Origin of the sequence: Stygiolobus caldivivus (genome assembly GCF_019704315.1) — an archaeon.
Classification (GTDB): Archaea; Thermoproteota; Thermoprotei_A; order Sulfolobales; family Sulfolobaceae; genus Stygiolobus; species Stygiolobus caldivivus.
In genome coordinates this window covers 2,679,012-2,704,986 of record NZ_AP024597.1, presented here as the reverse complement: position 1 = coordinate 2,704,986, position 25,975 = coordinate 2,679,012, and the positions used below count along the sequence as shown (strand labels likewise).

The window sequence follows — 25,975 nt, the reverse complement described above, 5'->3', positions numbered from 1 at the left end:
TACTTTTCACTCTTATTACTTTATTAGTGAAGCTAAAGAAGGGAATAGTTGACCTAGTGGTCTCATCATTCTTATGGGGGACAATAGGTATAGCAGTCCAAATAGGTTACGGAATAGGGGCAAACCCGTTTCAGGTCGTGATGATGAGGTCCCTTGTGTCCTCACTTTTTATCCTACCCTTAGTTAGAATAAGAAGGCTTATAGATTTTCAGTCCCTTTTATTGGGTGTCATTGCCATAGCATTTTATGAAACTTATATTTATACAATAAACTATTTAGGTGCATCACTTTCAGCAGTCTTTCTATACACGGCGCCAATTTGGGTTTTGCTGGCCTCTATATTTACAAAAAATGAGGAAATAAACGCAAAAAAGGTTATTGCTAGTTTTTCAGTCTTTTTAGGCGTTTATATAATGTACCTTTCTCGGATAACAATAAACGACTTGTACTTAGGTCTAGCTTCAGGACTAACTTATGCTTTACTTATAGTCCAGTCGAGGAGGCTCCAGCTGAAGGGGAAAAGTAACGTGGAAATCTTAGCCTCACAGTCTCTCTGGAGTTTCCCCTTTTCCTTGATTTTCCTGCTTCTTGATCCTTCAGGGTTTAGTCTAAGCTCAGTCTACGTAGGTGTGTATTTATCATTTTTCGCAACCCTTATTCCGTATTATTTCTTTTATAGAGGTATGGAAAAAAGCGACTCAATAACTGCTACAGTGATTTCTACCCTAGAGCCTGTATTTACGATCATCCTAGCCTTTTTCATTTTACACCAAGTACTCTCTGCCTTACAGTTATTCGGTTCTTTTATAATAATACTATCAGCAATACTCATGTCTTTTTAACCCTTTAAAATCTCATCATTCCAGTACTTACTGAAGAACATTAACGCAGTTATAAATACCGGGATCACTAGTAACGTCATAGTCAATGTCAACCCGATAAAGGTAGATATAAACCCTACTATTGCAGGGACAGCGAGGAACAGAATATTATTGTATGCTAAGAAATAGGAATTTACAGCATTTCTCTCAGCAATACTTGTCGCCCTACTTATCATTATTGTAGACATAGGGAATATAGAGCCATGAGGAATACCTAATAGTGCTATAACTGCTAAGAAAGCAGTATAGGAAGGGGCGTACAGTATTCCTAATAAACCTATGATAGTAATACCAATTGAGATTACGAGCGGTACTTTGAGGTTACTAAACGGCTTTATTGTCATTGACAATCTTGTAAGGAAAGATATTGTGAAAAACGGTAGGAAAACAGAGTAAGCCTCAAAGTCAGGTATGTTAAACCTCTCTTTAGCTAAAATAGCTAAGAACGTCGTGAAAGCTGCAAACGGTATATTATAGGTAGTTATTGACAATACTGATGAGATAAAACCTTTGTTTCGTAGTATCGCTATACCTTTATCTTCCCTTTTTACGTCCGGAAACTTTAGCCTAGCTGATAGGATAAATGCGATTAGGGCTAACGGAATAAACCAGAGAAATATCTCCCTATATCCTACCTTTGTCAAGAGGAAGGTCTCTAATGCGGGGCCTATTATAAGGCTAAGGCTTAAACTAGTAGAATAAAGTGCTAGAAGCCTTTCCGCAGATTTCTTATCGTTTGCTAAACTCGCTGCAGTTATTAGGTTTGGCATTACGAGCCCGAAGGCAAGCCCAGCTACCGCCGATAATATCCATACAGTCATAGGGCTGGAATAATAATAGAGGAGTAATGACAAAACTATAAACCCATTAGAGATTATGAACACACGTTTTCTGGTCGTAGCATTCAGTGACGGGTTAATATAAGAAGTTGATAGGAAAGTAAAGGCAAAAATAACGGTGGATAACAGACCTACGACAGTGTTAGAGAAATGCAACACGTATTTCCCTAAAAGTGGCACCGTAGTGGTCACCATATTATTCGTAGCTCTTGAAGATACTGTAATTAAAACTAGAAATATTGCGGTATATATTAAATTTGTCCTATGCTCGGTCATAGCTTGGAAAAATAGTTCGACACCGAATTTAAGTTTTACTACTAAAGTTTAAGTAAACATTAGTTACATTATGTCTTATATTTTAAAAAATCAATATAAATTTTTATTATTTAAAATTTTCATATATCCAACACCTTACTTTGTTACCTTTTACATTGAATAAATTAGGGTTCACAGTGTAACACATCTTCTTTATCTCTTTCTTTATGAAATTACAATAAGGGTGATATGGACACCCATGGGGTGAAGGATCGCCTATCTCACTAAAATTTACTTTTTCCCTAAATTTACCTATGGTGAGTTTCGCGTTCTGGAGAAGCAAAGAGTAAGGGTGATAGAACTCGCCTTCAGACGTCTCTTCTACTATTTCATTTCCGAAAAATACGACTATTTTGTTAAAGATATGCTCATGGATGATTGAAGAATTGAAAAGGATTAAACTAGCTGATTTAATTTTAATAGTTTTCAACAGTAATTTTAATGCATATTCTCTAAACTGAGTGTCAATAGTACCTAGGAAATCTTCGGCTACTACAAGTTTTACATTGCCGTAAAATATCGTCAAAAGCTCCAATTTAAACCTATTAATTTCATCAAGTTCACTAATTTTGAGATCCTCTGAGATCTTTGTACCTAATAGTAATTTAACCCAAATACCCTCACTTTTACCAAATTTTTTCTCATATAGTCTTAAAATATCTTTTATTCTTAGTTCACTTGTTATTATTTCTCTGGTAATCAGCCTTATTTCCCTCTTATCAAAATTACGATAAATTTTACCTTTTCTAGGCTTAAGTTCTCCGGTGAGCATTTTAGATAACTCCTCAAGACCTCTAGTCCACTCCCCAACAACCAGCACAAATTCACCTCTAGAGACCTCTAGGTTCACGTCCTTAACAAAGTCCCCATACACTGAACTTAGCCTTAAAGTTATACATTTGGGTAAAGATGGCACTTTACCACCCTATTTCCTATCTTGATCATTTCTGGTTTTTTTAACATACACTTTACAGAAGAATAATAACAAGAATTTGCGTATACACACCCGTCTGAAAGGTATCCTTCAGGGGCTACATACCCCCTAAGCACATCGATGGTATAAGGGTGAAGAGGGTCTACAAGGACGTTATCTCCTTCCTCTAATATCTCACCTCTATAGAGGACAATGAAGTGATCTGCCACGCGGGATAAAACGGCAGGGTCATTATCCGAGATAAGGAATATACTTGACGTAGTAGACATAACATCTATTATTGAATTCACGACTTGGATCTGATCTATTTCACTTATACCGTACTCTATATCATCAACCAAGACGTGTTCAGGTTCTGTAAATAAAGCGAGAGCCAAAGCAGTCTTCTTTAACTTTAAGGGAGATAACTGAAATACATAACTCTTAAGTACCTCTTCAGGGTTAAGCCCTAAAATTTTCAAAAACTCTCTTGCGACATCTAACGCATAATCAGAATTACCTAGTCCGTGACTTATAAAAATCTCTACAAAGTGAGAAGCTACATCATAGATCGGGTTGAAGAGTTGCATTACGTCATATGGAACCCAGCTTATCTTAGTCCATAATATTTTTCTAAACTCTTCATCTTTCATACCTAGAATATTTACACCATCTAGCTTGACTTCACCGTCAGCTTTTATCAACCTGAAGGTCGCCTTTATGATTTCCTCCTTACCGCTTTCTCTTTGACCTAATATACCCGTATGAGACCTGATTGTTGCCGTAAAACAACTCAATTTCTTACCCACTGTTAAGCATTTGTATTCAAGCACCGCTACAACCTCCTTACCTCGTCGCCTAAGACAAGGAGTATTACTAACACTATTCCTCTGAAAACTGCGGGCACTAAAAACATCCACCAGTCATACAATAAATGTGAGGCTGTATTAAGCAAAGTCGTAAGTGTAGGATAATTAGGGTCTCCTACACCACCTATAACTCCCATTCCGGTATAAGTTGAAATACCGTCAATTGAGCTAGGTATTAAAAGGTTTGTTGCCTGTCTTTTCATATTCTTGAGTATTAAGCCTAGATCTACCTTACCTACTACCCTTCTTGTAGACTTACCAATTGACGAAGCGTAGACCATCTCTGTTATTTGCCTTGCATATATATTCCACCCAGTAAGCATTACAATCAGTATTGTAAGGAAAAAGTTAGCCTTCAGGGAATTTCCAGTTGGGATACCATAAAAGAGAGCAACAGATAACAGTAACGGGAGCCTCGGTAACGAGTTTAACGCGTCTATTACTCTGACCATGGTGCTCCTAACTACTCCCCCATAAGCACCTGCTATACTACCGTAAGTGATAGCTAGTAAGACCTCTCCTAACCCCACAAGTCCTCCAAATAACAAGGTATTAACAATAGCCTTAGCGTTAACGTTGATCATGTTACTCCCGTCTATATAAGTCCCTAAAGGGTACTGATAAGATGGAGGCTGTAGAGGTTTACCTTTTGGGAGTGTGTAAAAATCAAAGAACAAGCTGAGTCCTAGTACTATAACGAAGATAGAGAGGGCGATCAGGAACCTCCTTCTCATTACCTCGTCACCCTAGGGTCTAGAATACCGTAAACTACGTCTGTAATGAAGTTAGAGAGGACTGTTAACGTGGAATACGTTAACATAGAACCTTCAATTACCTTATAGTCCCCATTAAATACAGCGTATTTAAGGAGTAAACCGAAACCAGGCCACTGAAAGATCCCTTCAACCAACAGTTCGGCTAAGAGCATCTCCACGAAGGCTGATGATATTGTTGAAAGCATAACTACAGTAGCATTTCCAAGTACATGACGATATATTATAACTTTTTTGTCAAGCCCCTTTACAGACGCCGTCGACTTGGGAATTGTTGAAAGCATTCTATTTGCGAAAATGCCTATGAAGGGGAAAAATAAGGATATTACGGGCATCACCAGATAGGGTAATATTTCACCTTTAGGAGTACCATAAGGTAATAGCCCGGTGAAAAAATGGAGAGCGTATATAATAATCATCGCAAACACCCATGAAGCTAATGCTGATCCTATGTATTTCCACTTGTCCATGATCTTACTTACTAAAGGGTTTTCAAGCCCATAGATTACCAAGAAAGCGCTTAAGTAGACGGTGAGCGAGAAAGAGATACCTAGTAACATTGCAGTATAAGCCAATGAGGTCAAAATCAGACTCGTAGCATCTATTTTGAAATATGATGAAATGCCTGCATTAAATTCTAGGAATTCTAACAGCGATAAGTAAGGGTTTCTACCGTGAAAATACTCTAGAACAACAATCAATATAAACACTATGGATAAAGATACTAGAGCACTGCTCAACCGCTTTAGTACATAGCGGCTTAGTGAGCCACCTACCGCATATCCCTTTACTAAGTCCTCCCCTAAAATTCTCTCTTGAAAGAAAAGAGTAGTCCCCTTAAACCCTATTAAGGTACCCGTTAAGGTCATAAACATACTTAATGGAGAAAGAAACGCATATGGTTGAATATATCCGCTGATAATATAAGTATAATATCCAGGTGATGGGAGAGAATAATTAGATATATTATTAAGTTGAATTAAATGATTGTCGTAGAAAATTGTCGCATTAGGATACCCCCTGACTAATATAGCCCAATAACAGTCTTGCCAGTTTTCCGGCGGAGACGCTAATTTTCCATAACCAAAATTGTAAAGTTCGACAAATTTTTGTTGAACAGCGTATACCGAAAGCGATATCCCTAAAAGAAGAAGTAATAAGGACACGACTATTAACAATATACTAAGCTTCAACCTGTTCTGAATAGTTGGGAGAAGTATCTACTTATAAGGTTATTTTAAATAAAATTATAAATATGTAATAATCGTCACATTAAAAGAATGATAATTACTTAATAGAAGTAATAGCTTTATTCTCTATATCTTCTAACTCTTTCATAGCGCTGTCATTATAAATGTCGTATTCAGTCGCTATCATTATCTCCGCACTATTATCTATCTCTCTAACTTTCTTAACATAACTATCCGCTACCTTAATGTTCTCTACGGCACAGACTGTAATCCCTCTATCACCGTCTTTGAAGGAAAGGAATTTGCAGCCTTCAAGTAACTCTAGTTTTGATATTAGGTTAGAGAATATTCCAAATACTACAATATCAGCTTTAGATAAGTCTACTATTGGTATTACGTTTATTATATTCTTACCTATAAGTGCACTTATCCTACGCTGAATAGTCTTTGTGGGAATGTTAATATTCTTGGCAATATCACTGGGTTCTGCTCTAGGATCCCTCATTAACTCTTTCACTATTTCAATATCTACACCGGAAGGTTTAACAGGTACTTGTTCTGGTATATAGGTCATTTGAGGTTCTCCCAGCTCTTTGCTCATGGTAGCTATTTTATCCGTAAGGTCATTATACGAGTCCCCTTGAATCCTATAGACGTTAAGTTCTTCTAAGCATCTTACTCTAACATTTACAAATGGTGAAATATAGTCTCTTGAGTTCTTAAAGGACACAAACGCATAGAACTTATTGTAGAAATTAGGGTTTATAGTTACTTTAAAGGACTTAATTATACCGTCTTCTATTAACTTATTAAACCTGTAGTTCAGAGACGTAGCTGATAGGCTCACGTCCTCAGCTATCTTCCTTTGCGATATCCTGCCATCTTTAAATAATGCAAGAATAATTTTTTTATCTATTCCATCCATTAACTCTCCTATTGGTATCCCTATTTATATACTTTTATCCAAACATATCTAATACAATTATTTCTGAGTAGATACTTATTTTGCTATAAACCGACGGGATCCTCAAGGTGTATTATGTACTGAAACTCCTCCTCTTGCTGAGCCTATAGTCTGCTGAACCTTTAGTTATAATTTCTATCAAGAGAGCGTTCTTATCTTTACCCCTCAATAACCTACCTAGTCTCTGCAAATATTGCCTTTTAGTACCATAACCCCCTAAGACTATCCCCACATTTGCATCAGGGACATCAACACCCTCGTCAAATACTGTAGAAGCTACGATAACTCTATAGGTCCCCTTCCTGAACTTTTGGAGTATCTCTTTCCTTTCGTCTTTACTCGTCTTATAGGTAACAACTGGTATCAGAAAAAGCTTACTAAGTTCATAAGCTAATTGAGTGTCCCTTGTAAAGATAATCACCTTATCGTCCTTAAATTCCTTCAGCAATTCCCTCAACTTTTCAACTTTAGCTTTAGAATTTACTGCTATGCGTAAAGACTCATGCCAGGCTAACAAGGCTTCTCTAGCTTCTCTGTCCTTTGAAGCCAACCTAACTAACTTATTGAAATCATCTAAACTGCGTAAAGTAATGTGTTTCTTTTCAAGATATTTCCTCAGCTTTTGCCTCAGCTGCTTGTATTTTATCTCCTCTTCTTCTGTCATTTTAACATATATTTTCTTAATATCAAAACTCGCTATATACTTCCCTGCGAAGTCTTCTACTCCTTTTCTATAGACTATTGGTCCCACTAGGTCAGGGTATAAGACGTGTTTACCGTCTTCTCTCTCGGGAGTAGCAGTCAGACCGAGCCTATGGGGAGCTGCATACATTTTTGCCATCAAAGAGTACCCCTCGGAGGGCAAATGGTGGACTTCATCAAAAATAATGAAGAAGAATTTGTCGCCTAGTTCTTCTGCCCTAGTATAGGCTGAGTCGTAAGTAATTACAGTGATACCAGAGACCTTATCTTCTCCTCCTCCTATCTCACCTACATCAGCCTTTAATAATTCCCTAATAGAATTAGCCCACTGGTGCATTAAATCTATAGTCGGGACTACTATAAGTGTCGACTCTCTAAGGGAAGCTAGAGCCTTTAGGGCAACTACTGTTTTTCCCGCACCGGTCGGTAATACTATTATCCCCCTTTTACCGTGGGAGATCCATGCTTTCAATGCTTCAAACTGGTAATCTCTTAACTTAATTTCATCGGTTATAGCAGGAAAAGGCGGAGCGGAGTTAAATACTTCGTCTGTCACGTCTATTCCTTCTTCTCTAAAATACTTTTTTATCTCAGTGTATTTGTAGGCGTAAGATATGTAAGCTTTTAGTTCATCAGACCACTTAGTGTTTGGAGCGTAAGCGTCACAGACGATTAATCCCTTAAAGTACCTCAGGGTTACCAAATCATTTTTATCTTCTACATTGCATATTAAATGTGTTACCTTGGTCTCTTGCGAGATTTAAGCTAAAAGGGAATAGGGTAATTCCGTTGTTCTGTGAGGACCAAGAAATAGCTAATGAAATTCTTTCCATGTTTAGGACGGGTTTAACACTAGGTGAGGTAAAAGAGGAGATAAAATACTTAGAAAAAATTTATGATTATAAGCTGGTAAGAGGTCTGTTTAAAACAGCTACAAGATTCATAAAATTCGAGGGAGATTCACCCATAGATCCCAAAATTATAAGGAAGAAATTATTCGAGAGAGGACCGGTTTTAGAAGGTGATGAAAGAGATAAGATAATCAAACTTATACAAAACGAGCTCGGAATAGACCCTATAAAATTTATGTTTTCAGACCTAGACGATGAAAAGAAAATTGTGGAATTACCTGCCATAACTTCAGACCAACTAATTAAAACATATAACCTATCTCTTTTGCAAACTCTTCTCTTTAAAGCTTACAAGCTATCAGTGGCCGTCTCCTCTGACTGGAAGGAAATAATAAGGAAGGCTAAATGGTTAGGGTTAATGTACTTCGCCTATAAACCGCTAAGGCTTGAATTCATAGGTCCTGCTACATTATTAAAAATGAATGAAAAATACGGCAGGAACTTCGCTGTTTTAGTCCCGTTTATTGTATCTACAGGGCACTGGAGGATAGAAGCAGATCTAGTACTAGGTAAAAAAAGGAAAAGGGTATATAAGCTGGAAGTAGAAGACTATAATAATATACAGAAAGAAATGAGAGAAGACGAAAAGCTATTTGACAGTTCTGTAGAAGAAAGGTTTTTCTATGAATTTTCAGCTTTGTCCACAGGTTGGAAGCTCTTTAGAGAACCAGAACCTCTTGTAGTAGGAAATAAAATATTTATCCCAGACTTTCTAGCTCAAAAAGACGATTTGAAGGTCTATATAGAAATAGTGGGGTTTTGGACAGAAGATTATATTAAAGAAAAAATAAAGAAACTAAAGGAGGTAAAAGACCCTATTTTAATCCTCCTAAACGAAGAACTAAGCTTGGGTGACTATGAAGGTGATAATATAATAAAATTTAAGAGGAAAGTTGATGTAATGAAAGTATATAAATGGCTTAAAGAAATAGAAAGAAAAAGGTTAGAAAACGTGAAAGTAGACTATACACTTGATGAGGAAAAAGATGTTATTAGCATTAAAGAGATAGCAGAAAAATTACATATACCTCATGAATTAATTAGGAAAAACCTCAAACAGTTTAAAGGGTATATTTTCTTGAAAAACTACTATATAAGGGAAGATTTTCTTGAAAAATTAAAAAACATTGACTTCAACGGACAAAAACTGTCAGCCTTACGTGCCAAATATGGAGATTATATCGTAGAGGTACTGGAATATTTAGGGTATAAGATTTCATGGAAAGATATAACCGACGCGGTAATTATCAGACAGATTGATGGAACTAAGAAACAATGACTTGACCTATACGGTTGCCCTGAAATTTATTGAATTGAGAGAAAAACTGGGAAAAGACCTGATCAAAGTGGCTTATGACAAGAATAAAAACAAGATAGTTGCATTCGTAAGAAAAAAACCCGAATTTAGACTGGACGACGTGGAATTAAAGTCCCTTGTAGAAGAACTTCAGGAAAAGTTGGTTTCTATAAGAGGCGTAGAGAGAATAGAAATCGACAATAATAGCAGTGAAATTAGGATTTTTGTAAACAGAATATACCCTGAGCTTTTCGAGGACGTAAGTGTTATAGTTTATGAAATAGGAAAAGAATTTGAAGAAAATATAGAGTGGAAAATAATAGAGGTTACATAACAGACCTAGGGGGAGGGACTACAGCATTGGAACAAGCTTCTTTTACACCTTTTTTACACGCCTCGTTTAGGAGTACCGTAGCAGTCTTCTCGTCTCCTACCTTTCTAAGTGCCTCAGCTAGTTTGTACAAGATCTCCCCGTTTACTTCAGGGTTAACTTTAAAGACCTCTTTAGTTATATCTTCTAGTCTATCTCTCTTGCCTTGTTCTACGAGGACATTCAGCGCTAAGTCTACGTGAGAGTTATAGATATTCTGTAATATACCACACATTACTACGTTCTTAACGTTCTGACACTTCGATATATCAAAACTAGAAGATATCCTATCTAATACAGGGAATAGATACTTACAATCTACGCTCTCTATTAAATTGCAAATAAACCAATTATACTCCTCCTTCTGCGGTGAGGATTTAAGGACGTCCTGGACTATCTTTACACCTTCATCTATATATCCATCGAGAAAGAACTTTTTAGCGTCCATTAACCTCTTTAGTAGATCTGACTTAACAATAGTCATATGATACTATGTTGTGTCCACTCTTAAATTTCTTCCACTTATATAGCGGGATAGATAACCGTAACTTTTTGCCCTACCCAACACCATATCCGAGGTCATCTTTCCCATTGCTGGAGCAAAGCTCCAACCTAGCCTACATGCTCCAGTAGAAAACACTAAGTTCTCGTATTCCCCTATGATGGGAAACCCGTCGGGAGAACAAGGTCTATAACCCATTGTCAGGTCGTAGACATAGTTAACCCCTACTACTTTTGAGGCGACACCGAGAAAGAACTCAGCCCTATTAGAGTCCTCAGAGAAATCAGCGTCAAACCCACCGGTAATTTTTATGTGGTCTGAGTTCTTGGCTACGGCTACTCCGTATTCAGCTAACACAAAAGGGTACTTTATTTCCACTTCACCCTTAACCCTATATCCATACCCTTTAAACGCAGTTATCGGTAGACCTAAGTTCCTTAACGAGACACCCGAGGCAAGGACGACTCTATCGTATTTAGCCCCTTCCAAAGTCCCATCAATCCCTACTTTCTTTACTTCCTTAATTATCACCCTGACGTTATCTAACTCTCTTTCCATCCTATTTATGAACTTAAAGGTATCTACTTTAGAGAGCTCTGGAAAATATATTCCGCCTGCAAATCCTTTCACATCAGTTACTTCAAACTTAGGCCTGAAAGGATTACCTTTCTCTTCTTCGACGGCCTTTTCTAAGGACGACTTGTCATAGTAGAGCTCAAGTAGACCGTTTTCTTCATAATCAAAATCATTTCTTTCTTCTGCCATCCTCTTATATTCTTTAAGAGAATATGAGGCCATAAACCTCATTATTTCCCACGCTTCCGGAGGAGCCGGTTTATTCAGTTCAGCGATTAACGAGAACAGCCAGTTCGCATTGACAGAACGTATATTGGTTACCCCTATACTTCTATATTTCATCATCTTTTTAATCATAGATAAGCTGTTTATCTTGTCAAACCTATAAGGTTCTATCAGCCCTGCAGCATGCACAGATCCATTTCCTAAAAAGGCTTTCTCAAATACTGTAACGTCTACATTCTCTTTAGATAGATAGTACGCGGTAAATAGCCCTACTATACCTCCGCCTACTATAGCTACTTTCAACTCTTAAGCCCTTTTAGGACTTTTTCCGCTCTTTTCTTAATATTACTTTCATATGCGGTTAATTCTGTTAGATACTTTATCTCGCTCATAACTTCATCTTTCGAGATAAACCCTAATCTCATAAGTCTTATAGTGGCTTCCCATGCATAAATCCTAACGCTAGCCTTCTTGTGCCTTAAAAACTCTTTAAACCTTTCCTTATCTTTGTTCTGAAAAATCCCGTATTCTACAAGGTCTACAAATAGTCTCCACGATTTTTTCCTTATAGTCACCCACCTACTCCTGAGCAGCCTCCAATAAGAATGTCGGTACTGGATCACTTGATCCTTGGAAATAATACCCATGTTAACCATATCGATGACCTTAGACCAAGCTGACCACTTAATCCTATCAGAATTAGCCATTAGCCCCCTCTCTACACCTTTTACAAGTAGTTTTTTGTATAGATCAATATTCTCCCATGCGTCGTCTCTTACCCCTTGTAGGGAATGCCAAAGTAGAGAACGTAAATATCCTAGGTAACTCCTGAGTTCATTACCGTTCCCAGTATCTACTATGAGCCTGATCATCTCCCATGCTTTTGCCCTCTCTTCCGGGTTAGGGCTCTTCACTCCGTTTAACCATGTCCTCTTCTCTTTCAAAATCTCTTTTATATTAACACTACTCACTTCCTAACCACCAGATGCAGCTAAAAATACCTTTACTGTGTCGCCGTCCTTTAATCTTTCGTCTTCGATCACCGGTACGTCGTCTTTGACAACTACGCTACCTTGAACCCGATAACCGATCTTCTTGAGCAAATCCCTCACTGTAGCTTTTTCAGGTAGCTCTACTTCTAACCTTTTATTTTCCCTAACTAGATCCACTATAATTTTCACAAGATACTTAATTAGTTAAGCGGGCTGAAAAATCTTATGTGGATGAAAAAGAAAGGACTAAGGACGCTTACGAATACATTGTCCACAGAAGAAAGCCCCTAGGGTACCTTACTATGCTGGATAAAGCAAAAATACTGGTTGATGTAGGGTGCGGTTCAGGACAGAACTGTATAGCTGCTAAAGCAGACCTCAAGTTGTGCTTAGACTTTTCATCAAAGCAACTAAATGAAGCAAGGAAAAGGGGGTGCGAGGACTTAGTCCTTGCAGACATGGAGTTTATGCCTTTGAGGAGCGAGAGTGCCGATACGCTTCTGTACATTTCTTCTATACACCACCTCAGGGACCCATCGGCCGCGTTAATGGAGGCAAAGAGAGTACTGAAGGAGGGAGGCAGTATCATGGTCACAGTATGGTTAGTCCAACCCAAGTACTTCTTCAAGAGAAATATCGTCATAACTAGTTATGTTTCTGGGAGGAGAGTAGAGCGGTTCTATAAGCTGTATTTACCGTGGGAACTAAAAAAGACCATGGAGAGGGTAGGGTTCAGGACAGTATTTTCAAAAAACTACAAGGTTAACTCTATTCTACCTAATAACTCTATTTACTTAGGGAAGAAAGTTTCTCTATCCTAGCTTTCTTTAGATCTTCCATTAGCCCTATTAACTCATCCATATTATACCCCATCGGTTCAATTTTTTCTTTACCGTCTTTGACTATCCTAACAGCCAGAGGGAATAACTCTTCGACCCTTTTTATAGCGTATTCCTTATTTTCTATGAGGGAAAAACCGAAATTAACATGCCTCGCTTCGTCCTCGATTATAGCCTTTATGCCCTCATTAAACTTTGTAAGGCCGTATCGTCTGGAGGTCTCGTTCAAGATTTTTAACCCTACTGTGGCTAGTACTCCTTCTGTGATCATGTGGAACCTAGTTGCCACATTGTCTTTCCAATTAGGTGTCTTAAAGTCCTCTACTAATCCGTCAAATAACTCGACATAGGATTGGGGTAGTTTTACTGTGCTTAAGGGGTCGTCCTTAAAGTATTCCTTAAAGAAGTCAAAATGCTCAAGTTCTTCTATAACTTGCTGTAGGGAGTAGAGTTTTATTGCCTTTGCAGCGTTGAATGAAAGTTTCTTTAGTTCGCTCCACCTACCCATTATCCCTTCGGGATAGAAGTGTGCAGAAAGGTACTTTATTCCTTCCCTAATCTCAAGGGGCGTAGATCTCCAGTTTGAGTCCATGTAAAAAATAAATAAGATAAATTTAATTAAGCTTTTTTTCAAAATATTTAATAAAAGTTTATACTCTTCGTAGAAACCTTAAAAACTAGTAGAAGTAGTGTATTAAAGTGAATGAGATACACCTACCCCGAATAGTTGTCGTAGTAATTCATTTCCTTTTTCTTTGGTCTTTATCCTTCTTTGTAATAGAGGCGATGTCAAAGCTATTTTTTAAGGACTTTAGCGTTTTAAGAGGGGTCTTTTCCTCTCTGTTTAGCTTAATGATATGCTCCTTAATAGTCACATTAACTAACTCTTTTTTAGGCTTAGTGATAGCTATACCGATTTTGGCTATAGTCTTCAGGGCTATATACTCAGGGAGATGGGTGCTTTTGGGGATAATGTCATCCTTCTATGTATTTCTCTATTTTCTCTACTTTGAATACCTTCTTAAACTTACTTCTAATTTTCTCGTTTGACATTGTTAAGGCGTATAGAAGCCCTAGGGCAAACCCGGTTACTGTGGCGAGTTCTCCGTAAAAAATGTAACCTTGGTTCTCATATACCCCCATAATCTCGTAATGTCCGGGGGGTAACTCGTAGGTTTTTGTGAGGTTACTTACGTTCATACCGTTTAAACTAAAAGTCAGACCTATACCACTGTCGAACCTGAGGGTGAAGTTCACATTTGAGGTTATACTAATTACTAGGTGTCCATTAGTAAAGGACTCGTTTTTAATAAAAATAATCTCGTTCTTTATTACTGGGGGTATTATGAGTAAATTCTCTTCCTGGGTGGAATTTTGGTATACTAAACTTACGTTAAATACTTCATGGGCTTGAGGGTTATAGCATATTAGGTCTATCAGGTCTATTGTCCCGTTAACCGGTATAGTTGAAGAATTATGATAATATTTGACTCCACTGTTAGAATAAACTTCAACGTAAAAGTATTCTAGATCTGTAATATTTACATTTACTTTTAGTTCTCCAGATAAATTTTCAGGTTCAGTGAAGACTACAGATACTGATGATTGTTGATGTGGGCTTTGGGCAACCCATATAAAAGAACCGTTATAACGTTGTACCTTAGCATTAATGAGGGGTTTCACACTCACTGTTATGTACTTATGTTTGTACAGGGTGGTGTTTGAATAGTAAGTAAAAACGGGATAACCAAGGTAATTGGTATTATTGACTATGCTATCATTCTCTACTATATAGTTCGCAAATGTGGTAAAGTTAGTAATAGGTAAGGGAGACATTAAGGGATAAGAAGAGTTCCAGTATACTGTTCCGAAAGGTAAGCGTTCTAATTGCTTAATGACACTATTTATCGCAGGAGATTGGTGATAAAACGGTTGTGTTAAAACAGAATACGAAGAAAGTACAAACAAAGAGAGTAAAAATATGGCTAAAATAGAGTTATTATTAGCTGAGTTTAGTAAAGCGATGAAAGTTGATAATATTACAAATGGGTATAACAAATAAAAAAACGGGAACCCTAACACTATATACGATACTCCAAGAAGTGCTGAAAAAGCAACAATCTTACTCCTAGTTACAAACGCTATCCCTAAGATTATTAAAAAGAGGATATAGTAGATAAGCTGCTCCGTGAAAATAGAGTAAAACATTTCAACATTGCTGGGATAACCAAGGATAAAATATGGTGTCAGCCAAAATAAACTGGCTATAAATGCGATTACAGCATAGTCTTTTCGGACATTTTCATTGACTATTGCTGAAAAAGTAAGGTCAAAAGGATACGCTATGCTCGATGACAACACGGACGTTATGAAGAATAGTACGTAGTTCCTAATTGAAATTTTCCTTGCTAGATAAAGGGATAAAGGTAAGATACTATAAGTTATAGAGAGCGGTATGGAGGTTATGGGCATAAGTAAAGAGTATAAAATAGCAGATAGTACCCGTATTTTTCTCCCTTTATCGAACATGGAGAAAAGTAGATAAGATGATAATGCGGATATATAATACAGAACAAAAATGAAGATATGAACGGCTATAAACTGTCCCCATTTATATACTAAAAAATGAGAGATGAAATATACAGGGAACATTTCTATTGCTGGGAAATAGCCCAACCCGGGTAGCCATAGGTTAATTATACCGTATTTGAAAAAGAACGAATAAGGGACCCACCAGTAGTAAGTGTAAGGGATAGGGAGAGCCCATGAAACGAGCGGAACCGTTAAAAGCACTAGAGGCGTAGCGAGCTTGGGAGACAATTTAACTTTCGAACTTTCTGTCACGATGCCGATCGTACCGAATAGTAAATTAAAGTAGGCTAAATCACCCAAAGTGGTGGATAATTTAGATAAATAGGCAGCTACTAACAATAGAATTATCCCGCTTGCAATAAATGCCCTTGAGTCTATTTTTGAGAGCCTCAACGCTATGAGAAGGGATACAAAAGAGAAAAACATTAGCAAGTCGGATAAGTTGATTACAAAGAGGTTAATTGCTAAGATTAGGACAACCTGGCTAAACTCCCTATAATAGTAACAAGCGACGGCTGCTAATCCGATTACTAATATTGCAAAATCGGGATAAGAGTAATTAATTATGAGAGGAATTGACGCACCTACAAAGAGTATGTTCAGCCTAGCCTCGGAGAATAGAGAATTTACCGCTATCCCTAACAGAAAAATAGAAATAAAATAGTAAATTGTCAGCTCGTTATGTAATGTGACTGTTGTACCGATTACGAGAAACAAAATTATTACACTCGTAACTATTTTGTTATGTTGTTCCACACTACTGAACTGATAGGGAGAGTTAAAAGATTAAGCGAAAGTGCTAAATTATTAGAATTCAAGTAAATATGATGAATGACAAAGAACTAGAAACGATAATTAAAGAACTTGGGCTTTCTATAACTATTCCACCACAAGCTAAAGAAGCCTTTCACATTGTTACAGCCCCTCCTCAAGGATTTCCTTCAATAGATATTATAAGACCTAACGACTCCTCAAAGTTCTATCTTATTTCTATGGGAATTTTAATTCATCCTAACCATAAGTCGGCGATAAATGAACTAAAGAAAGATGAGAAAAGAAAGTTCTTCCAAGAGCTCACAGAAGACCTCCTTAAAATGGGTGTCGATTTCGCTTTTTTACCTCCAGGGTCGGAAACCCCAGATGTAATTCAAGTATTGAGGTTAGTTTTCATGGAGTCACTAACACCTAATGAGTTCCTCAACACTTATTATCTAGTAAGAAACGCTGGGATGTTAGTAATAGCTAAGATAAACAATAAATTCGGTAACATACTAGGAGATACTAAGGGTCTACCTAGATATGTCTAAAAGAAAGACCAAAATTATATCCACATTGGGGCCTTCTAGTGAAAAATTAGTAGATGAATTGTTGAAATACACAGACGTTATAAGGCTTAATTTTGCACATGGTGATGAGGAACAGCATAAAAAATATTTCGAACTAGTAGGGGACAAAGCCCCGGTCTTAGTAGATCTTCCAGGCCCCAAGCTTAGGATAGGAGACCTAGAAAATGAACCGATTATTTTGAAGAACGGAGATCAGATTAAATTTGGGGATAAAGGAGTCCCCGTAGAAGACCAATTATTCTTTAAGTTAATAAAAGAAGGTACAGATGTCCTGATCGCAGACGGTAGGATAAGGGTCAAAATAACTAAAGTAGATGATGGGTATGCTGAAGGCATCGTAAAAGAAGGAGGGATATTAACTTCCAGGAAAGGGATTAATATACCAGATGCCGACATACCTCTCGGGATAACTCAAAGAGACCTTGAATTACTAAAAGAAGCGTTAATACTGGGAGCAACTTATATAGGACTGTCTTTTGTTGTGAGTGAAGAAGACATAAGGAAAGTAAAAGAAATAGTGTCAGGAAAAGCATGGGTTATAGCTAAAATTGAAAAGAAAGCGGCGTTAAAAAATCTCAGGAATATAGTGAGAGAAGCCGATGGTATAATGGTGGCTAGGGGTGACTTAGGTGTTGAAGTAGGTTTGCCAAACCTTCCACAGACTCAGAGAAAAATAGTAAATATTGCTAGAGCTTATGGAAAACCAGTTATCTTAGCAACACAAGTACTTGAGTCGATGGTGAACTCACCGCTTCCAACAAGGGCCGAGACAATTGATGTCGCTAACTCAATATCACAAGGAGTTGATGCGATCATGTTGAGCGATGAGACTGCCATGGGAAAGTTTCCCATAGAAGCTGCTAAGACCCTTAATGAACTCATAATCTCCGTAGAGAGGACCTTTAAACCGAAAAGAACTCATATCTATAAAAATGTCGACGAAGCCATAGCCTATTCGGCTGTAATATCAAGTATATTATCATCAGCATTTGCAATAATTACTTATACACGGTCTGGTTCGTCAGCGCTGAGAATATCTAGGTTAAGACCAGTGGTTCCCGTAATCACCCTCACGCCTTCAGAGGATTTAATAAAGAAATTGAGGATCTGTTACGGCGTATATCCCAAGAAGGCTGAAGAGCTAAAAAGTTTAGATGAAATAGTAAAAAAGGCCAGAGAGGAAGCAGCATATCTTGGCCAGAAAGGGTTCATTGTAGTAGTTGGAGGTGTATGTGGAGACAATGGAGGTACTACTAGGTTCTTAAAAGTCGAGGAGTTAGACTAGTTGTTATTTCGCTAATTAGACATAAAAAGTTTTTATATAATATTTCCTTATTAGAAAGTTATGACATTAGATGCTTTATTTAAACCAAAAAGTATAGCAGTGATCGGAGCTTCCAGACACAAAGAAAAAGTCGGAAACATCGTTTTCAGGAACTTGTTATCCACTTATCACGGGAAATTATATCCAGTAAATACTAAAGCAGAAGACGTAGAGGGGGTGAAAGCTTACAAAAGCATAAAAGAGATCCCAGACCAGCTCGACCTCATAGTCATTACAGTCCCTAGAGAAGCTGTACCGTCAGTAATGGAAGAAGCCGTAGAAAAACAAGTTAAAGCTGCTATAGTGATAACAGCAGGATTCAGAGAAGTAGGAGAAGCTAAACTGGAAGACGAAGTATTGAGTATTGCTAAGAAGGGTAATATAAGGATGCTAGGACCTAACACCTTCGGGATTATTACGCCTGAACTAAACGCCACATTTGCATACTCTGACGTAAAAAGGGGTAATATAGCGTTAGTAGTCCAAAGTGGAGGTCTAGGTGTTTACATGCTCAATTGGGCACAGAAAAACAGAGTAGGGATTAGTTACATGGTAAGTTTAGGTAACCAAGCGGACATAAAGGAGTACGAGGTTTTAGAATATTTATCTAATGACGCCGAAACCAAAGCAATTTTCGTCTATATCGAGGGAGTTTCAGACGGAAATGCGTTCTTGGAGACCCTACCAGACGTTACTAAGAGAAAGCCCGTAATATTCCTTAAAGGAGGGACGACCTCTAATGGTGCTGCAGCGGCAAAGACACATACAGGGTCTTTGGCAGGGTCTTTTGAGGTTTTCAAGGCTGCAGTAAAGACTGGGGGCGGGATCTTAGTGGATAACTTACATGATATGTTAAACTTAGCAAGGATACTGATGTATTCAGAACCAATAAGGGAACAAGTCCTCGTGATCACGAACTCAGGAGGGCATGGTGTTTTAACTTCAGATGAAATAGAGAAAAACGGGTTAAAGCTGGTAGAAATCCCGTCTTGGATGCAGGAAGAACTAAGAAAGGTTTTACCTCCTACCTCGATCCCTAAGAACCCGTTAGACCTTACAGGTGACGCAAACAGAGAAAGGTACCTCTCAGCCCTTAAGATATTATCAGACTTAGACTGTACCAAATTAGTAATAGTCCAAGCTTTACCCATGGTAAGCTGTTCAGACGTAGCCAGAGTTATAACGTCTTTTAAGAGCAAGGGCGTCATAGGGATAACAATGGGACTTGATGAGGACTTTGCGTTAAAGATCTTGGAGTCAGCAGGAATGCCTGCTTATACTTTCCCAGAAGACGCAGTAAAAGCAATCAGGTATTTAGTAAAGAAGCCCGAAGCGAGAAAGAAAATTAGGATCTCCCAACCGATAGAGTCTGCTACGGAAATAGTAAAGGGTAAAAAGACTTTACGAGACTATGAAGCATTAAAGTTAATGGAGATTTACGGTGTCAAGACTCCTAAGTGGGGCATAGCAGAAAGCGAAGAAGAAGCACAGAGGGTCGCTGATAGTATAGGGTATCCAGTAGTCATGAAGATCTCTCCAGACCAGCCTGTCCATAAGACTGAGCTAAAAGGAGTAGTCGTTAACGTCGAGAAAGACCAAGTAAAAGGTATTTATAAGGAACTTAGCAAGCAGACTAAAAGAGTCCTGATACAGCAGCAACTCACCGGGCTGGAAGTGTTTGTTGGGGGACTCAAAGACCCCGTGTTTGGACATGTGGTATTAGTAGGGAGTGGAGGTATATATGTCGACGTTCTTAAGAACGTAGCTTATGCGTTATCACCAATTTACGAAGATGAAGCACAAGAAGTACTGGTGGAAAGCAAGATCCATGATATGTTACACGCTAGGAAGAGGGGTTATGACGAGGGGTCATTAATTAGGACAATAGTAGCCATCTCTAGGATGATCGTTGACTTAAACATCAAGGAGATGGACATAAACCCACTATTTGTAAATGAAAGTGGTGCATTTGCCACAGACGTTAGAATAGTTTTGGAATAAAATTTTTTATTTTTTTTAAAAAAAGAAAAAACAGATAGGAGGTTAAAGTTAAAAAAAAAGTCTTAACTTACAAAAATGAACGCGTAGACCCCTTCTATATCTGCTTTGACGTCCGATGTAATAGTTTGAACTCCGTTCAAATATTTGTTAAAGAAGGAAGTGGTATTCACATAAACGTAGACACCGCCTGATAGTGTGTATAGTGACCCAATAGGTATCTCATAAATACAGTTAACATTATATCCACTTGCGTTTTCCACTGAATACAAGCCGAGGTGCAAATAGGCTACCGGGACTTTATAGAACGTATCATTGTCGGTCACATTTATTAAGAAAATCGCAGAGCCGTACTGTGGACTATAATATACGTACTTGTAAAATTGCGGGGGGATTATGACAGAGATACAGCCTATTTGGACACCAGTAGTAGCATTATATAGCTCAATTTTCATTGTCGAGTTATGAGCTACAAAGTTAACTATCTCGGTAACGTTATTATGAAAATAGCTAGTTGCACCGATATAAGTCGTATTAACTACGTTAATTACAGTATATATTGGGTAAATGTTAAGATAGAGGGGCTGTGCCATAAAAGGGGCATATGCATTAGCAGGGACTACAACCCCTATTGCTATTAGAGAGAATATTAGGACTATCAGCCTTTTCATTTATGTAAATTAAATAAGAAAACCTTTATTAATTTTATCCCACCACTTCCTTCTATTTTTCTATTTTTTAATAATATACAGAATTTTAATAGTTAATGGCAAACTAATACCAAGAGAACTTTCCTGCTCCAGCCCTACTATATTAGAAAAACTTTTAAATTAGAATGATTCTAATTTATTTAATGGATTACAGTAAACAGTATAAAGAAGAATTATTTGACGCTGAAGTATACCGAGAATTAAGCAGGAAAGAAAAAGATCCAGTAGCGAGAGCGTTCTTAGCCAAAATGTCAGAGATGGAAAGGAAACATGCTTCTATCTGGAAGGAAATTAGTGAAAAAAGAGGAATAGAAGTGAAAGACCTTGGTTTTAGACAGAAAATTAATGCTAAGTTTTACAGCATAATTAGGAAAATTATTGGCCTGGAATTAACTCTCAGACTCCTAGAGAGCAATGAGGAGAACGATATCCAAAAATACCACGAATTATCAAATAGTAATGAACTAGACCAAGACGAAAGAGAAAAAATGAAAGAAATTAGCGTTGATGAGGCTGTACACGAGGAGATGCTCACAACAATAAAAGCTAAAGACGTTAGTGATTTTGTATACGGTATTAGTGACGGGCTAATAGAAGTCTTAGCAGCTACTTCAGGAATAGCGGGCGCTATAAATAACCCTATTGTAGTCGCATTATCAGGACTAATAGTAGGAATTTCCGGTACATTATCCATGAGTATAGGAGCGTACTTATCAACGAAATCTGAAAAAGAAATAAATGAAAATAAGAGAGAGAAAATAAAAATACAAAAGATAGTTGACAGAAATGAAGTCTCAAAGAGGCTAAAGGATATTCTTTCTGAACTTGGAATAAAGGACGTAATAGCACAATCAATTTCACCCCAACTTGTTGATGTAGCTGAAGATATCATAGCTCCAAAGGTGGAAGAAAATCCTCTGAAGAGCTCTGGTATCACTGGAATTTCTTATATAACCGGTGCAATAATCCCTATTATACCATATTTTCTTAGAATAAGCGGAATTCTAGGTCTTGTCTCATCATACATTATTTCAGGTATATCAATATTCTTTGTAGGTTTTTTAATAGGTTTACTTAGTGATGTAAACCCTAAGAAAAAAGGCTTAGAAATGATGGGGCTAGGATTAGGTGCAGCGATCGCTACACATCTAATAGGACTTTTAGCATCGCTAATACTCTAGATAGAGAACTAGTAGAGAATAGGAACTATCCTTACCCCGATCAATTCTAACCGTAAGTTACTCTCTGCTCATAGCTGAAATTTATAATATTTTTATTTCTCGATAGCTATCCTAAGCGTAGCGTTTTTACAGAATTAGCATTATTTTTCTATAATAATATCAAACTATCCTAATCTTTTGCCAATTCTTTATCTATTTTAAATGAATTTTTATTGATTATTTACAATATATGAAATAGAGGACCTAAAATATCTTAGATAAGTTCCTTTTGATGTAAATCTTTTTAAAAAGTTTTCAGAATAACATGCTTAACCTTAATTACTAATTTCGTAACTTTTCAGCGTTATCTAAACTGGTGAGAAAATATGGGGTTTCTACCTTGAAAAAAGATAACGTAAATTTATAATGTAAAAAATTGTTCATTCTAATTTTAAACTAATTAAAGCATATCTAAATGAAAAAATGATAAGGTATGAAGATAAAATACTCATATGCAACTCCAAAACGTAGATGTATCTTCAATTATCTCTCCAGAAGTTAGATATATCACGCTTACTTCAGAGTTTATTCCCTATCTAGCAGAGGAAGTTCCAGTATTTACTTCATACAATCAGGATAAGATTAAACTTAGAAAACTTATATTACTATCTGAAAAGTTAAGGAAGAAAATTGTGACTGGTTACAGATATGATGTGGAAGTAAAAGAAGGGGATGGCGGTTTAACATCATTATATGATATGGACAGTATAGTACTAACAATTAACGCAAAAAAACACAGTCAGTATATTACTACTTCATTAATTTTCACAGGTATAAAATCAGAAAAATTAGAGAAAGTTTTAATATTGTATGATATACCTATAGTCAGCACTAATAGGGAAGATCTAATAATGCAAATCACGACTTATTTGAAATCGTATTATGGTATAGAAATAGATCGAATACCGACTAAATTCAGAATAGATCACAAACACATTATTAAGGCAAAATTGGTTGATGTGGATTACGCATTTACATTATTCACTGTACAATAGGTTTCTCCTCATTTTTCTTAGCTCCTTGGCCTAAAGGCAAACTTTCATCTGTGCTTTTCTTGGTTTCTGTCCTAACGATCTTTTTACCGTTTTGAACCCTTTTATCTCCTTCTCTGATCCTCTTCTGGAGCTGTATTATAGCTCTAGCTAAAGCTTCTGGTCTTGTAGGGCACCCTGGCGCATATATATCTACGGGTATCCCGATCTCTGAGGGTAATACGGTATTATACGAGTTCCAGAATATCCCCCCTTCTAATGAACAAGCACCCATAGCAATAACAAACTTAGGTTCAGGCATTTGGTCATAGACTATCTTAGCGGCTCTAGCCATCTTCCTCGTCAAGGTGCCTTCTATGACTAGTAGGTTTGTCTGCCTAGCTGACGAGAAAGGTAAAACTCCGAACCTCTCAGAATCAAACCTACCCGCTGCAAAAGCACCGAATTCAGTACCGCAACAGCTCGTGGTTAAGTGAGGGGGCCATAGGGAGAACGCTAAACCCCAATCCCTCAACTCCTTTATAGGTCGTCTATTTATAAGCCACTGAACAGCTTTTTTAGCTGCCTCTTGGACATTTCCGGTTAGTAATAACTGGTCTGACATACCATGTCGATTATCTCATCCGTGTCTTAAAACCTTTAGTTAATATCGCAAGTGCAAAAGTATATATATTGATATTTTTGTTTAGCTTATCTTTTTTCAATTTTTTAAACATTATTGGGCTTCTTTAAAGCCCTTCTTCACCGCTCCGTGATCACCTCATAAATCACCGTTCATTATACTCAGCATAGAGCGCCCCAGCCACCAATAGCTTCTCGTTGGTTCCTCATCACCACTTTTTTATTTTACTCTTAATCTTTTAAAAACATATGACGTTAATCCTCAAAATCGACCCTTTAAACCCTGAGATGGACAAGATTAGGCAAGCGGCTGAAGTTATAAAAAAAGGGGGGACGGTAGCATTTCCCACTGAAACAGTCTACGGTCTGGGTGCTAACGCTTACGACGGAACTGCTTGCCTCAAGATATTCCAAGCTAAAAACAGACCGGTAGATAACCCTCTAATCGTCCATATTTCCGATATAGAACAATTATATGAAGTAGCCTCAGAGATCCCGGATAACGTATTAGAGCTAGCCCAGACAGTTTGGCCAGGCCCGCTCACGTTCGTCTTGAAAAAAACACCTAAAGTCCCGAAAGAAGTTACAGCGAACCTAGACACAGTAGCCGTGAGAATGCCTGCTCATCCAATAGCACTACAACTAATTAGAGAAAGCGGGGTACCGATAGCCGCACCTAGTGCCAATTTAGCCACAAAGCCTAGCCCTACTAAACCAGAGGACGTGATAGCGGATATGAACGGGAGAGTTGACGTAATAATAGATGGAGGACATACGTTTTTTGGTGTAGAGTCAACAATAATTAACGTATCTATAAACCCGCCAGTGCTCCTTAGGCCTGGACCGTTTACAGTAGAGGAATTAAAAAAGTTCTTCCCCGACCTAATAGTCCCGGAATTTGCTGAGGGAAAGAAAGAAGCTGAAATAGCACTAGCACCAGGGATGAAATACAAGCATTACGCACCTTCTACCAAGCTAGTACTTGTTGAAAATAGAGAAATTTTTGAACAAGTAGTGAAAGTTATAAGCCAGAAATACAAAGTTGCACTTTTAATAAGTAAAGAAATTTCAGAAAAATTCAAAGAGTACCCTACACTCGTACTAGGAAGTGATGAAAATTTGTATGAGGTTGCAAGAAATCTGTTCGATGCCTTCAGAGAATTAGATAAACTTAACGTAGATATAGGCATTATGATAGGTTTCCCAGAAAGGGGAATAGGGTTTGCTATCATGAATAGAGCAAGAAAAGCGTCAGCTTTTTCGGTTATAAAGAAACTGGAGGATGTATATAAGTATGTTAATCTTTAAGTTCCCCAGCATTACATCGACTCAAGACCTAGCTGAAGCCATCTATAATATGGTTAATGCAGATAAATTTGTTATAGTAGCTGATGAGCAGACTAGGGCTAGGGGTAGGTATAGGAGAGAGTGGTATTCACCAAAGGGGGGACTATGGTTTACCTATGTAATAAAGGGGTTTAACCCTGAGAAGGTTCCATTTACTACGTTAAGTGTTTCCCTTGCTATCAGAGACGTATTAAGTAAGTACATAGATACAATGATCAGGTGGCCTAACGATATAGTGTCAAAAAACGGTAAAGTAAGCGGAATACTAATAGAAGCTATAGTTGAGGGTAATAGTGGGACCGCTTTTATAGGGGCAGGTATCGACACTAATGTGGACACGTTTCCTCAGGGTATAAAAGCAACTTCTATAAAGAAGGAATTAGGAAAATACATAGATAATGAACAAGTACTAAATGAGGTAATAGAAAAAATTAACGAGTATCTTTCTTTAGACGAACAAAAAGTAATAGACCAGCTCAACCGCTATCTATCAATTAGAGATAAGGTAATAAAGATAATAGGTAGAGAATGGGAGAAGCAATGTAAAGCACTTTTTGTAGACTTTATGGGTAGGCTCGTGACGGATTGCGGTATATTTGAAGTAGAAGAAGTACTTAGAGTAGAGGAGGTATAGCTGTAAAGAAAATAACGATATAAGAAAGTGTTT

General features: G+C 37.5%; 25 protein-coding genes and 1 pseudogene. 11 read left to right on the top strand and 15 right to left on the bottom strand.

Annotated elements, in window-relative coordinates; all coding sequences use genetic code 11:
* Positions 1 to 26 precede the first annotated feature (26 nt).
* Positions 27 to 842 carry a DMT family transporter gene (locus tag KN1_RS13560; RefSeq protein WP_221288206.1) on the top strand — a complete coding sequence of 272 codons (816 nt, stop codon included), beginning with the start codon at positions 27 to 29 and terminating at the stop codon, positions 840 to 842.
* Here the strand turns inward: KN1_RS13560 and KN1_RS13555 are convergent.
* The 7 genes from KN1_RS13555 to KN1_RS13525 form a co-directional block, all read right to left on the bottom strand.
* Positions 839 to 1,996 carry an MFS transporter gene (locus KN1_RS13555; RefSeq protein ID WP_221288205.1) on the bottom strand — a complete coding sequence of 386 codons (1,158 nt, stop codon included), beginning with the start codon at positions 1,994 to 1,996 and terminating at the stop codon, positions 839 to 841. The genes KN1_RS13560 and KN1_RS13555 overlap by 4 nt on opposite strands.
* A 106-nt stretch (positions 1,997 to 2,102) precedes the next feature.
* Positions 2,103 to 2,951, bottom strand: coding sequence for an ABC transporter ATP-binding protein (locus KN1_RS13550; protein WP_221288204.1), 849 nt, complete (start codon positions 2,949 to 2,951; stop codon positions 2,103 to 2,105).
* On the bottom strand, positions 2,927 to 3,781 hold the full coding sequence (locus KN1_RS13545; protein WP_221288203.1) for an ABC transporter ATP-binding protein: 855 nt from the start codon (positions 3,779 to 3,781) through the stop codon (positions 2,927 to 2,929). The genes KN1_RS13550 and KN1_RS13545 overlap by 25 nt, the downstream gene beginning before the upstream one ends.
* Positions 3,782 to 3,783: 2 nt before the next feature.
* On the bottom strand, positions 3,784 to 4,551 hold the full coding sequence (locus tag KN1_RS13540) for a peptide ABC transporter permease (RefSeq protein ID WP_221288202.1): 768 nt from the start codon (positions 4,549 to 4,551) through the stop codon (positions 3,784 to 3,786).
* Positions 4,551 to 5,783 (bottom strand): ABC transporter permease subunit, encoded by a 1,233-nt coding sequence (locus KN1_RS13535; protein WP_221288201.1) that lies wholly within the window; start codon positions 5,781 to 5,783, stop codon positions 4,551 to 4,553. The genes KN1_RS13540 and KN1_RS13535 overlap by 1 nt, the downstream gene beginning before the upstream one ends.
* Before the next feature lie 94 nt (positions 5,784 to 5,877).
* A complete protein-coding gene (locus KN1_RS13530) occupies positions 5,878 to 6,705 on the bottom strand; it encodes a winged helix-turn-helix transcriptional regulator (RefSeq protein ID WP_221288200.1) in 828 nt (275 codons plus the stop codon).
* Positions 6,706 to 6,817: 112 nt separating this feature from the next.
* Positions 6,818 to 8,149: a DEAD/DEAH box helicase family protein gene (locus tag KN1_RS13525; protein ID WP_221288199.1), complete on the bottom strand. Its 1,332-nt coding sequence runs from the start codon at positions 8,147 to 8,149 to the stop codon at positions 6,818 to 6,820.
* Between the two features lie 32 nt (positions 8,150 to 8,181).
* On the opposite strand from KN1_RS13525, the gene bax1 reads away from it, so the two are divergent.
* Together bax1 and KN1_RS13515 are read left to right on the top strand one after the other, a co-directional pair.
* A complete protein-coding gene (gene bax1, locus KN1_RS13520) occupies positions 8,182 to 9,636 on the top strand; it encodes an endonuclease Bax1 (RefSeq protein WP_221288198.1) in 1,455 nt (484 codons plus the stop codon).
* The gene (locus tag KN1_RS13515) at positions 9,617 to 9,988 is read left to right on the top strand and encodes a hypothetical protein (protein ID WP_221288197.1); all 372 of its coding nucleotides are present in this window, start codon (positions 9,617 to 9,619) and stop codon (positions 9,986 to 9,988) included. Before bax1 ends, KN1_RS13515 begins: the two co-directional genes overlap by 20 nt.
* Here KN1_RS13515 and KN1_RS13510 read toward each other — a convergent pair.
* The 4 genes from KN1_RS13510 to KN1_RS13495 are packed head-to-tail and all read right to left on the bottom strand — an operon-like array spanning position 9,981 to position 12,508.
* Positions 9,981 to 10,508, bottom strand: coding sequence for a DUF1955 domain-containing protein (locus tag KN1_RS13510; protein WP_221288195.1), 528 nt, complete (start codon positions 10,506 to 10,508; stop codon positions 9,981 to 9,983). The two genes, KN1_RS13515 and KN1_RS13510, sit on opposite strands and share 8 nt — an antisense overlap.
* A 6-nt stretch (positions 10,509 to 10,514) precedes the next feature.
* A complete protein-coding gene (locus KN1_RS13505) occupies positions 10,515 to 11,630 on the bottom strand; it encodes an FAD-dependent oxidoreductase (protein WP_221288193.1) in 1,116 nt (371 codons plus the stop codon).
* Positions 11,627 to 12,298, bottom strand: coding sequence for a hypothetical protein (locus KN1_RS13500; protein ID WP_221288191.1), 672 nt, complete (start codon positions 12,296 to 12,298; stop codon positions 11,627 to 11,629). Before KN1_RS13500 ends, KN1_RS13505 begins: the two co-directional genes overlap by 4 nt.
* A gap of 3 nt (positions 12,299 to 12,301) precedes the next feature.
* Positions 12,302 to 12,508, bottom strand: coding sequence for a MoaD/ThiS family protein (locus tag KN1_RS13495; RefSeq protein WP_221288189.1), 207 nt, complete (start codon positions 12,506 to 12,508; stop codon positions 12,302 to 12,304).
* A 113-nt stretch (positions 12,509 to 12,621) separates the two neighbouring features.
* Between KN1_RS13495 and KN1_RS13490 the strand changes: the two genes are divergently transcribed.
* On the top strand, positions 12,622 to 13,140 hold the full coding sequence (locus tag KN1_RS13490) for a class I SAM-dependent methyltransferase (RefSeq protein ID WP_221290803.1): 519 nt from the start codon (positions 12,622 to 12,624) through the stop codon (positions 13,138 to 13,140).
* Here the strand turns inward: KN1_RS13490 and KN1_RS13485 are convergent.
* Together KN1_RS13485 and KN1_RS13480 are read right to left on the bottom strand one after the other, a co-directional pair.
* Positions 13,106 to 13,750: a ferritin family protein gene (locus KN1_RS13485; RefSeq protein WP_221288187.1), complete on the bottom strand. Its 645-nt coding sequence runs from the start codon at positions 13,748 to 13,750 to the stop codon at positions 13,106 to 13,108. The genes KN1_RS13490 and KN1_RS13485 overlap by 35 nt on opposite strands.
* Positions 13,751 to 14,133: 383 nt before the next feature.
* Positions 14,134 to 16,506, bottom strand: a complete 2,373-nt coding sequence (locus KN1_RS13480) for a hypothetical protein (protein WP_221288185.1) — start codon at positions 16,504 to 16,506, stop codon at positions 14,134 to 14,136.
* A 68-nt stretch (positions 16,507 to 16,574) separates the two neighbouring features.
* Here KN1_RS13480 and KN1_RS13475 point away from each other — a divergent pair, with 68 nt between their 5' ends.
* From KN1_RS13475 to KN1_RS13465, 3 genes are read left to right on the top strand one after another with little or no spacing between them, the layout of a single operon-like run.
* Complete coding sequence (locus KN1_RS13475; protein ID WP_225905710.1) at positions 16,575 to 17,057, top strand: DUF2299 domain-containing protein; 483 nt, start codon at positions 16,575 to 16,577, stop codon at positions 17,055 to 17,057.
* Positions 17,050 to 18,381, top strand: a complete 1,332-nt coding sequence (pyk, locus tag KN1_RS13470) for a pyruvate kinase (protein WP_221288183.1) — start codon at positions 17,050 to 17,052, stop codon at positions 18,379 to 18,381. Before KN1_RS13475 ends, pyk begins: the two co-directional genes overlap by 8 nt.
* Positions 18,382 to 18,441: 60 nt before the next feature.
* Positions 18,442 to 20,421: an acetate--CoA ligase family protein gene (locus KN1_RS13465; RefSeq protein ID WP_221288182.1), complete on the top strand. Its 1,980-nt coding sequence runs from the start codon at positions 18,442 to 18,444 to the stop codon at positions 20,419 to 20,421.
* Between the two features lie 62 nt (positions 20,422 to 20,483).
* Here the strand turns inward: KN1_RS13465 and KN1_RS13460 are convergent, their stop codons facing one another.
* Positions 20,484 to 21,089, bottom strand: a complete 606-nt coding sequence (locus KN1_RS13460) for a hypothetical protein (protein WP_221288180.1) — start codon at positions 21,087 to 21,089, stop codon at positions 20,484 to 20,486.
* Between the two features lie 182 nt (positions 21,090 to 21,271).
* Here KN1_RS13460 and KN1_RS13455 point away from each other — a divergent pair, with 182 nt between their 5' ends.
* Entirely contained in the window at positions 21,272 to 22,309 is a 1,038-nt protein-coding gene (locus KN1_RS13455; RefSeq protein WP_221288178.1) for a VIT1/CCC1 transporter family protein, read from the top strand.
* A 491-nt stretch (positions 22,310 to 22,800) separates the two neighbouring features.
* A complete protein-coding gene (locus KN1_RS13450; RefSeq protein WP_221288176.1) occupies positions 22,801 to 23,343 on the top strand; it encodes a hypothetical protein in 543 nt (180 codons plus the stop codon).
* A 112-nt stretch (positions 23,344 to 23,455) separates the two neighbouring features.
* Here KN1_RS13450 and KN1_RS13445 read toward each other — a convergent pair.
* Positions 23,456 to 23,944 (bottom strand): annotated as a pseudogene (locus tag KN1_RS13445) (NADH-quinone oxidoreductase subunit B); the annotation flags it as partial.
* 266 nt (positions 23,945 to 24,210) lie between these two features.
* Here KN1_RS13445 and KN1_RS13440 point away from each other — a divergent pair.
* Together KN1_RS13440 and KN1_RS13435 are read left to right on the top strand one after the other, a co-directional pair.
* Positions 24,211 to 25,269 (top strand): L-threonylcarbamoyladenylate synthase, encoded by a 1,059-nt coding sequence (locus tag KN1_RS13440; RefSeq protein ID WP_221288174.1) that lies wholly within the window; start codon positions 24,211 to 24,213, stop codon positions 25,267 to 25,269.
* A complete protein-coding gene (locus KN1_RS13435; protein ID WP_221288172.1) occupies positions 25,256 to 25,942 on the top strand; it encodes a biotin--[acetyl-CoA-carboxylase] ligase in 687 nt (228 codons plus the stop codon). Before KN1_RS13440 ends, KN1_RS13435 begins: the two co-directional genes overlap by 14 nt.
* The last annotated feature ends 33 nt before the right edge of the window (positions 25,943 to 25,975 follow it).

What these genes read in the sequence shown, in the direction of transcription:
- KN1_RS13555 (WP_221288205.1), bottom strand. Translation starts at nt 1,996, where the DNA reads ATGACCGAGCATAGGACAAATTTAATATATACCGCAATATTTCTAGTT.
- KN1_RS13540 (WP_221288202.1), bottom strand. Translation starts at nt 4,551, where the DNA reads ATGAGAAGGAGGTTCCTGATCGCCCTCTCTATCTTCGTTATAGTACTA.
- KN1_RS13530 (WP_221288200.1), bottom strand. Translation starts at nt 6,705, where the DNA reads ATGGATGGAATAGATAAAAAAATTATTCTTGCATTATTTAAAGATGGC.
- KN1_RS13515 (WP_221288197.1), top strand. Translation starts at nt 9,617, where the DNA reads ATGGAACTAAGAAACAATGACTTGACCTATACGGTTGCCCTGAAATTT.
- KN1_RS13510 (WP_221288195.1), bottom strand. Translation starts at nt 10,508, where the DNA reads ATGACTATTGTTAAGTCAGATCTACTAAAGAGGTTAATGGACGCTAAA.
- KN1_RS13490 (WP_221290803.1), top strand. Translation starts at nt 12,622, where the DNA reads ATGCTGGATAAAGCAAAAATACTGGTTGATGTAGGGTGCGGTTCAGGA.
- KN1_RS13485 (WP_221288187.1), bottom strand. Translation starts at nt 13,750, where the DNA reads ATGGACTCAAACTGGAGATCTACGCCCCTTGAGATTAGGGAAGGAATA.
- KN1_RS13475 (WP_225905710.1), top strand. Translation starts at nt 16,575, where the DNA reads ATGATGAATGACAAAGAACTAGAAACGATAATTAAAGAACTTGGGCTT.
- pyk (WP_221288183.1), top strand. Translation starts at nt 17,050, where the DNA reads ATGTCTAAAAGAAAGACCAAAATTATATCCACATTGGGGCCTTCTAGT.
- KN1_RS13465 (WP_221288182.1), top strand. Translation starts at nt 18,442, where the DNA reads ATGACATTAGATGCTTTATTTAAACCAAAAAGTATAGCAGTGATCGGA.
- KN1_RS13460 (WP_221288180.1), bottom strand. Translation starts at nt 21,089, where the DNA reads ATGAAAAGGCTGATAGTCCTAATATTCTCTCTAATAGCAATAGGGGTT.
- KN1_RS13455 (WP_221288178.1), top strand. Translation starts at nt 21,272, where the DNA reads ATGGATTACAGTAAACAGTATAAAGAAGAATTATTTGACGCTGAAGTA.
- KN1_RS13450 (WP_221288176.1), top strand. Translation starts at nt 22,801, where the DNA reads ATGCAACTCCAAAACGTAGATGTATCTTCAATTATCTCTCCAGAAGTT.
- KN1_RS13440 (WP_221288174.1), top strand. Translation starts at nt 24,211, where the DNA reads ATGACGTTAATCCTCAAAATCGACCCTTTAAACCCTGAGATGGACAAG.
- KN1_RS13435 (WP_221288172.1), top strand. Translation starts at nt 25,256, where the DNA reads ATGTTAATCTTTAAGTTCCCCAGCATTACATCGACTCAAGACCTAGCT.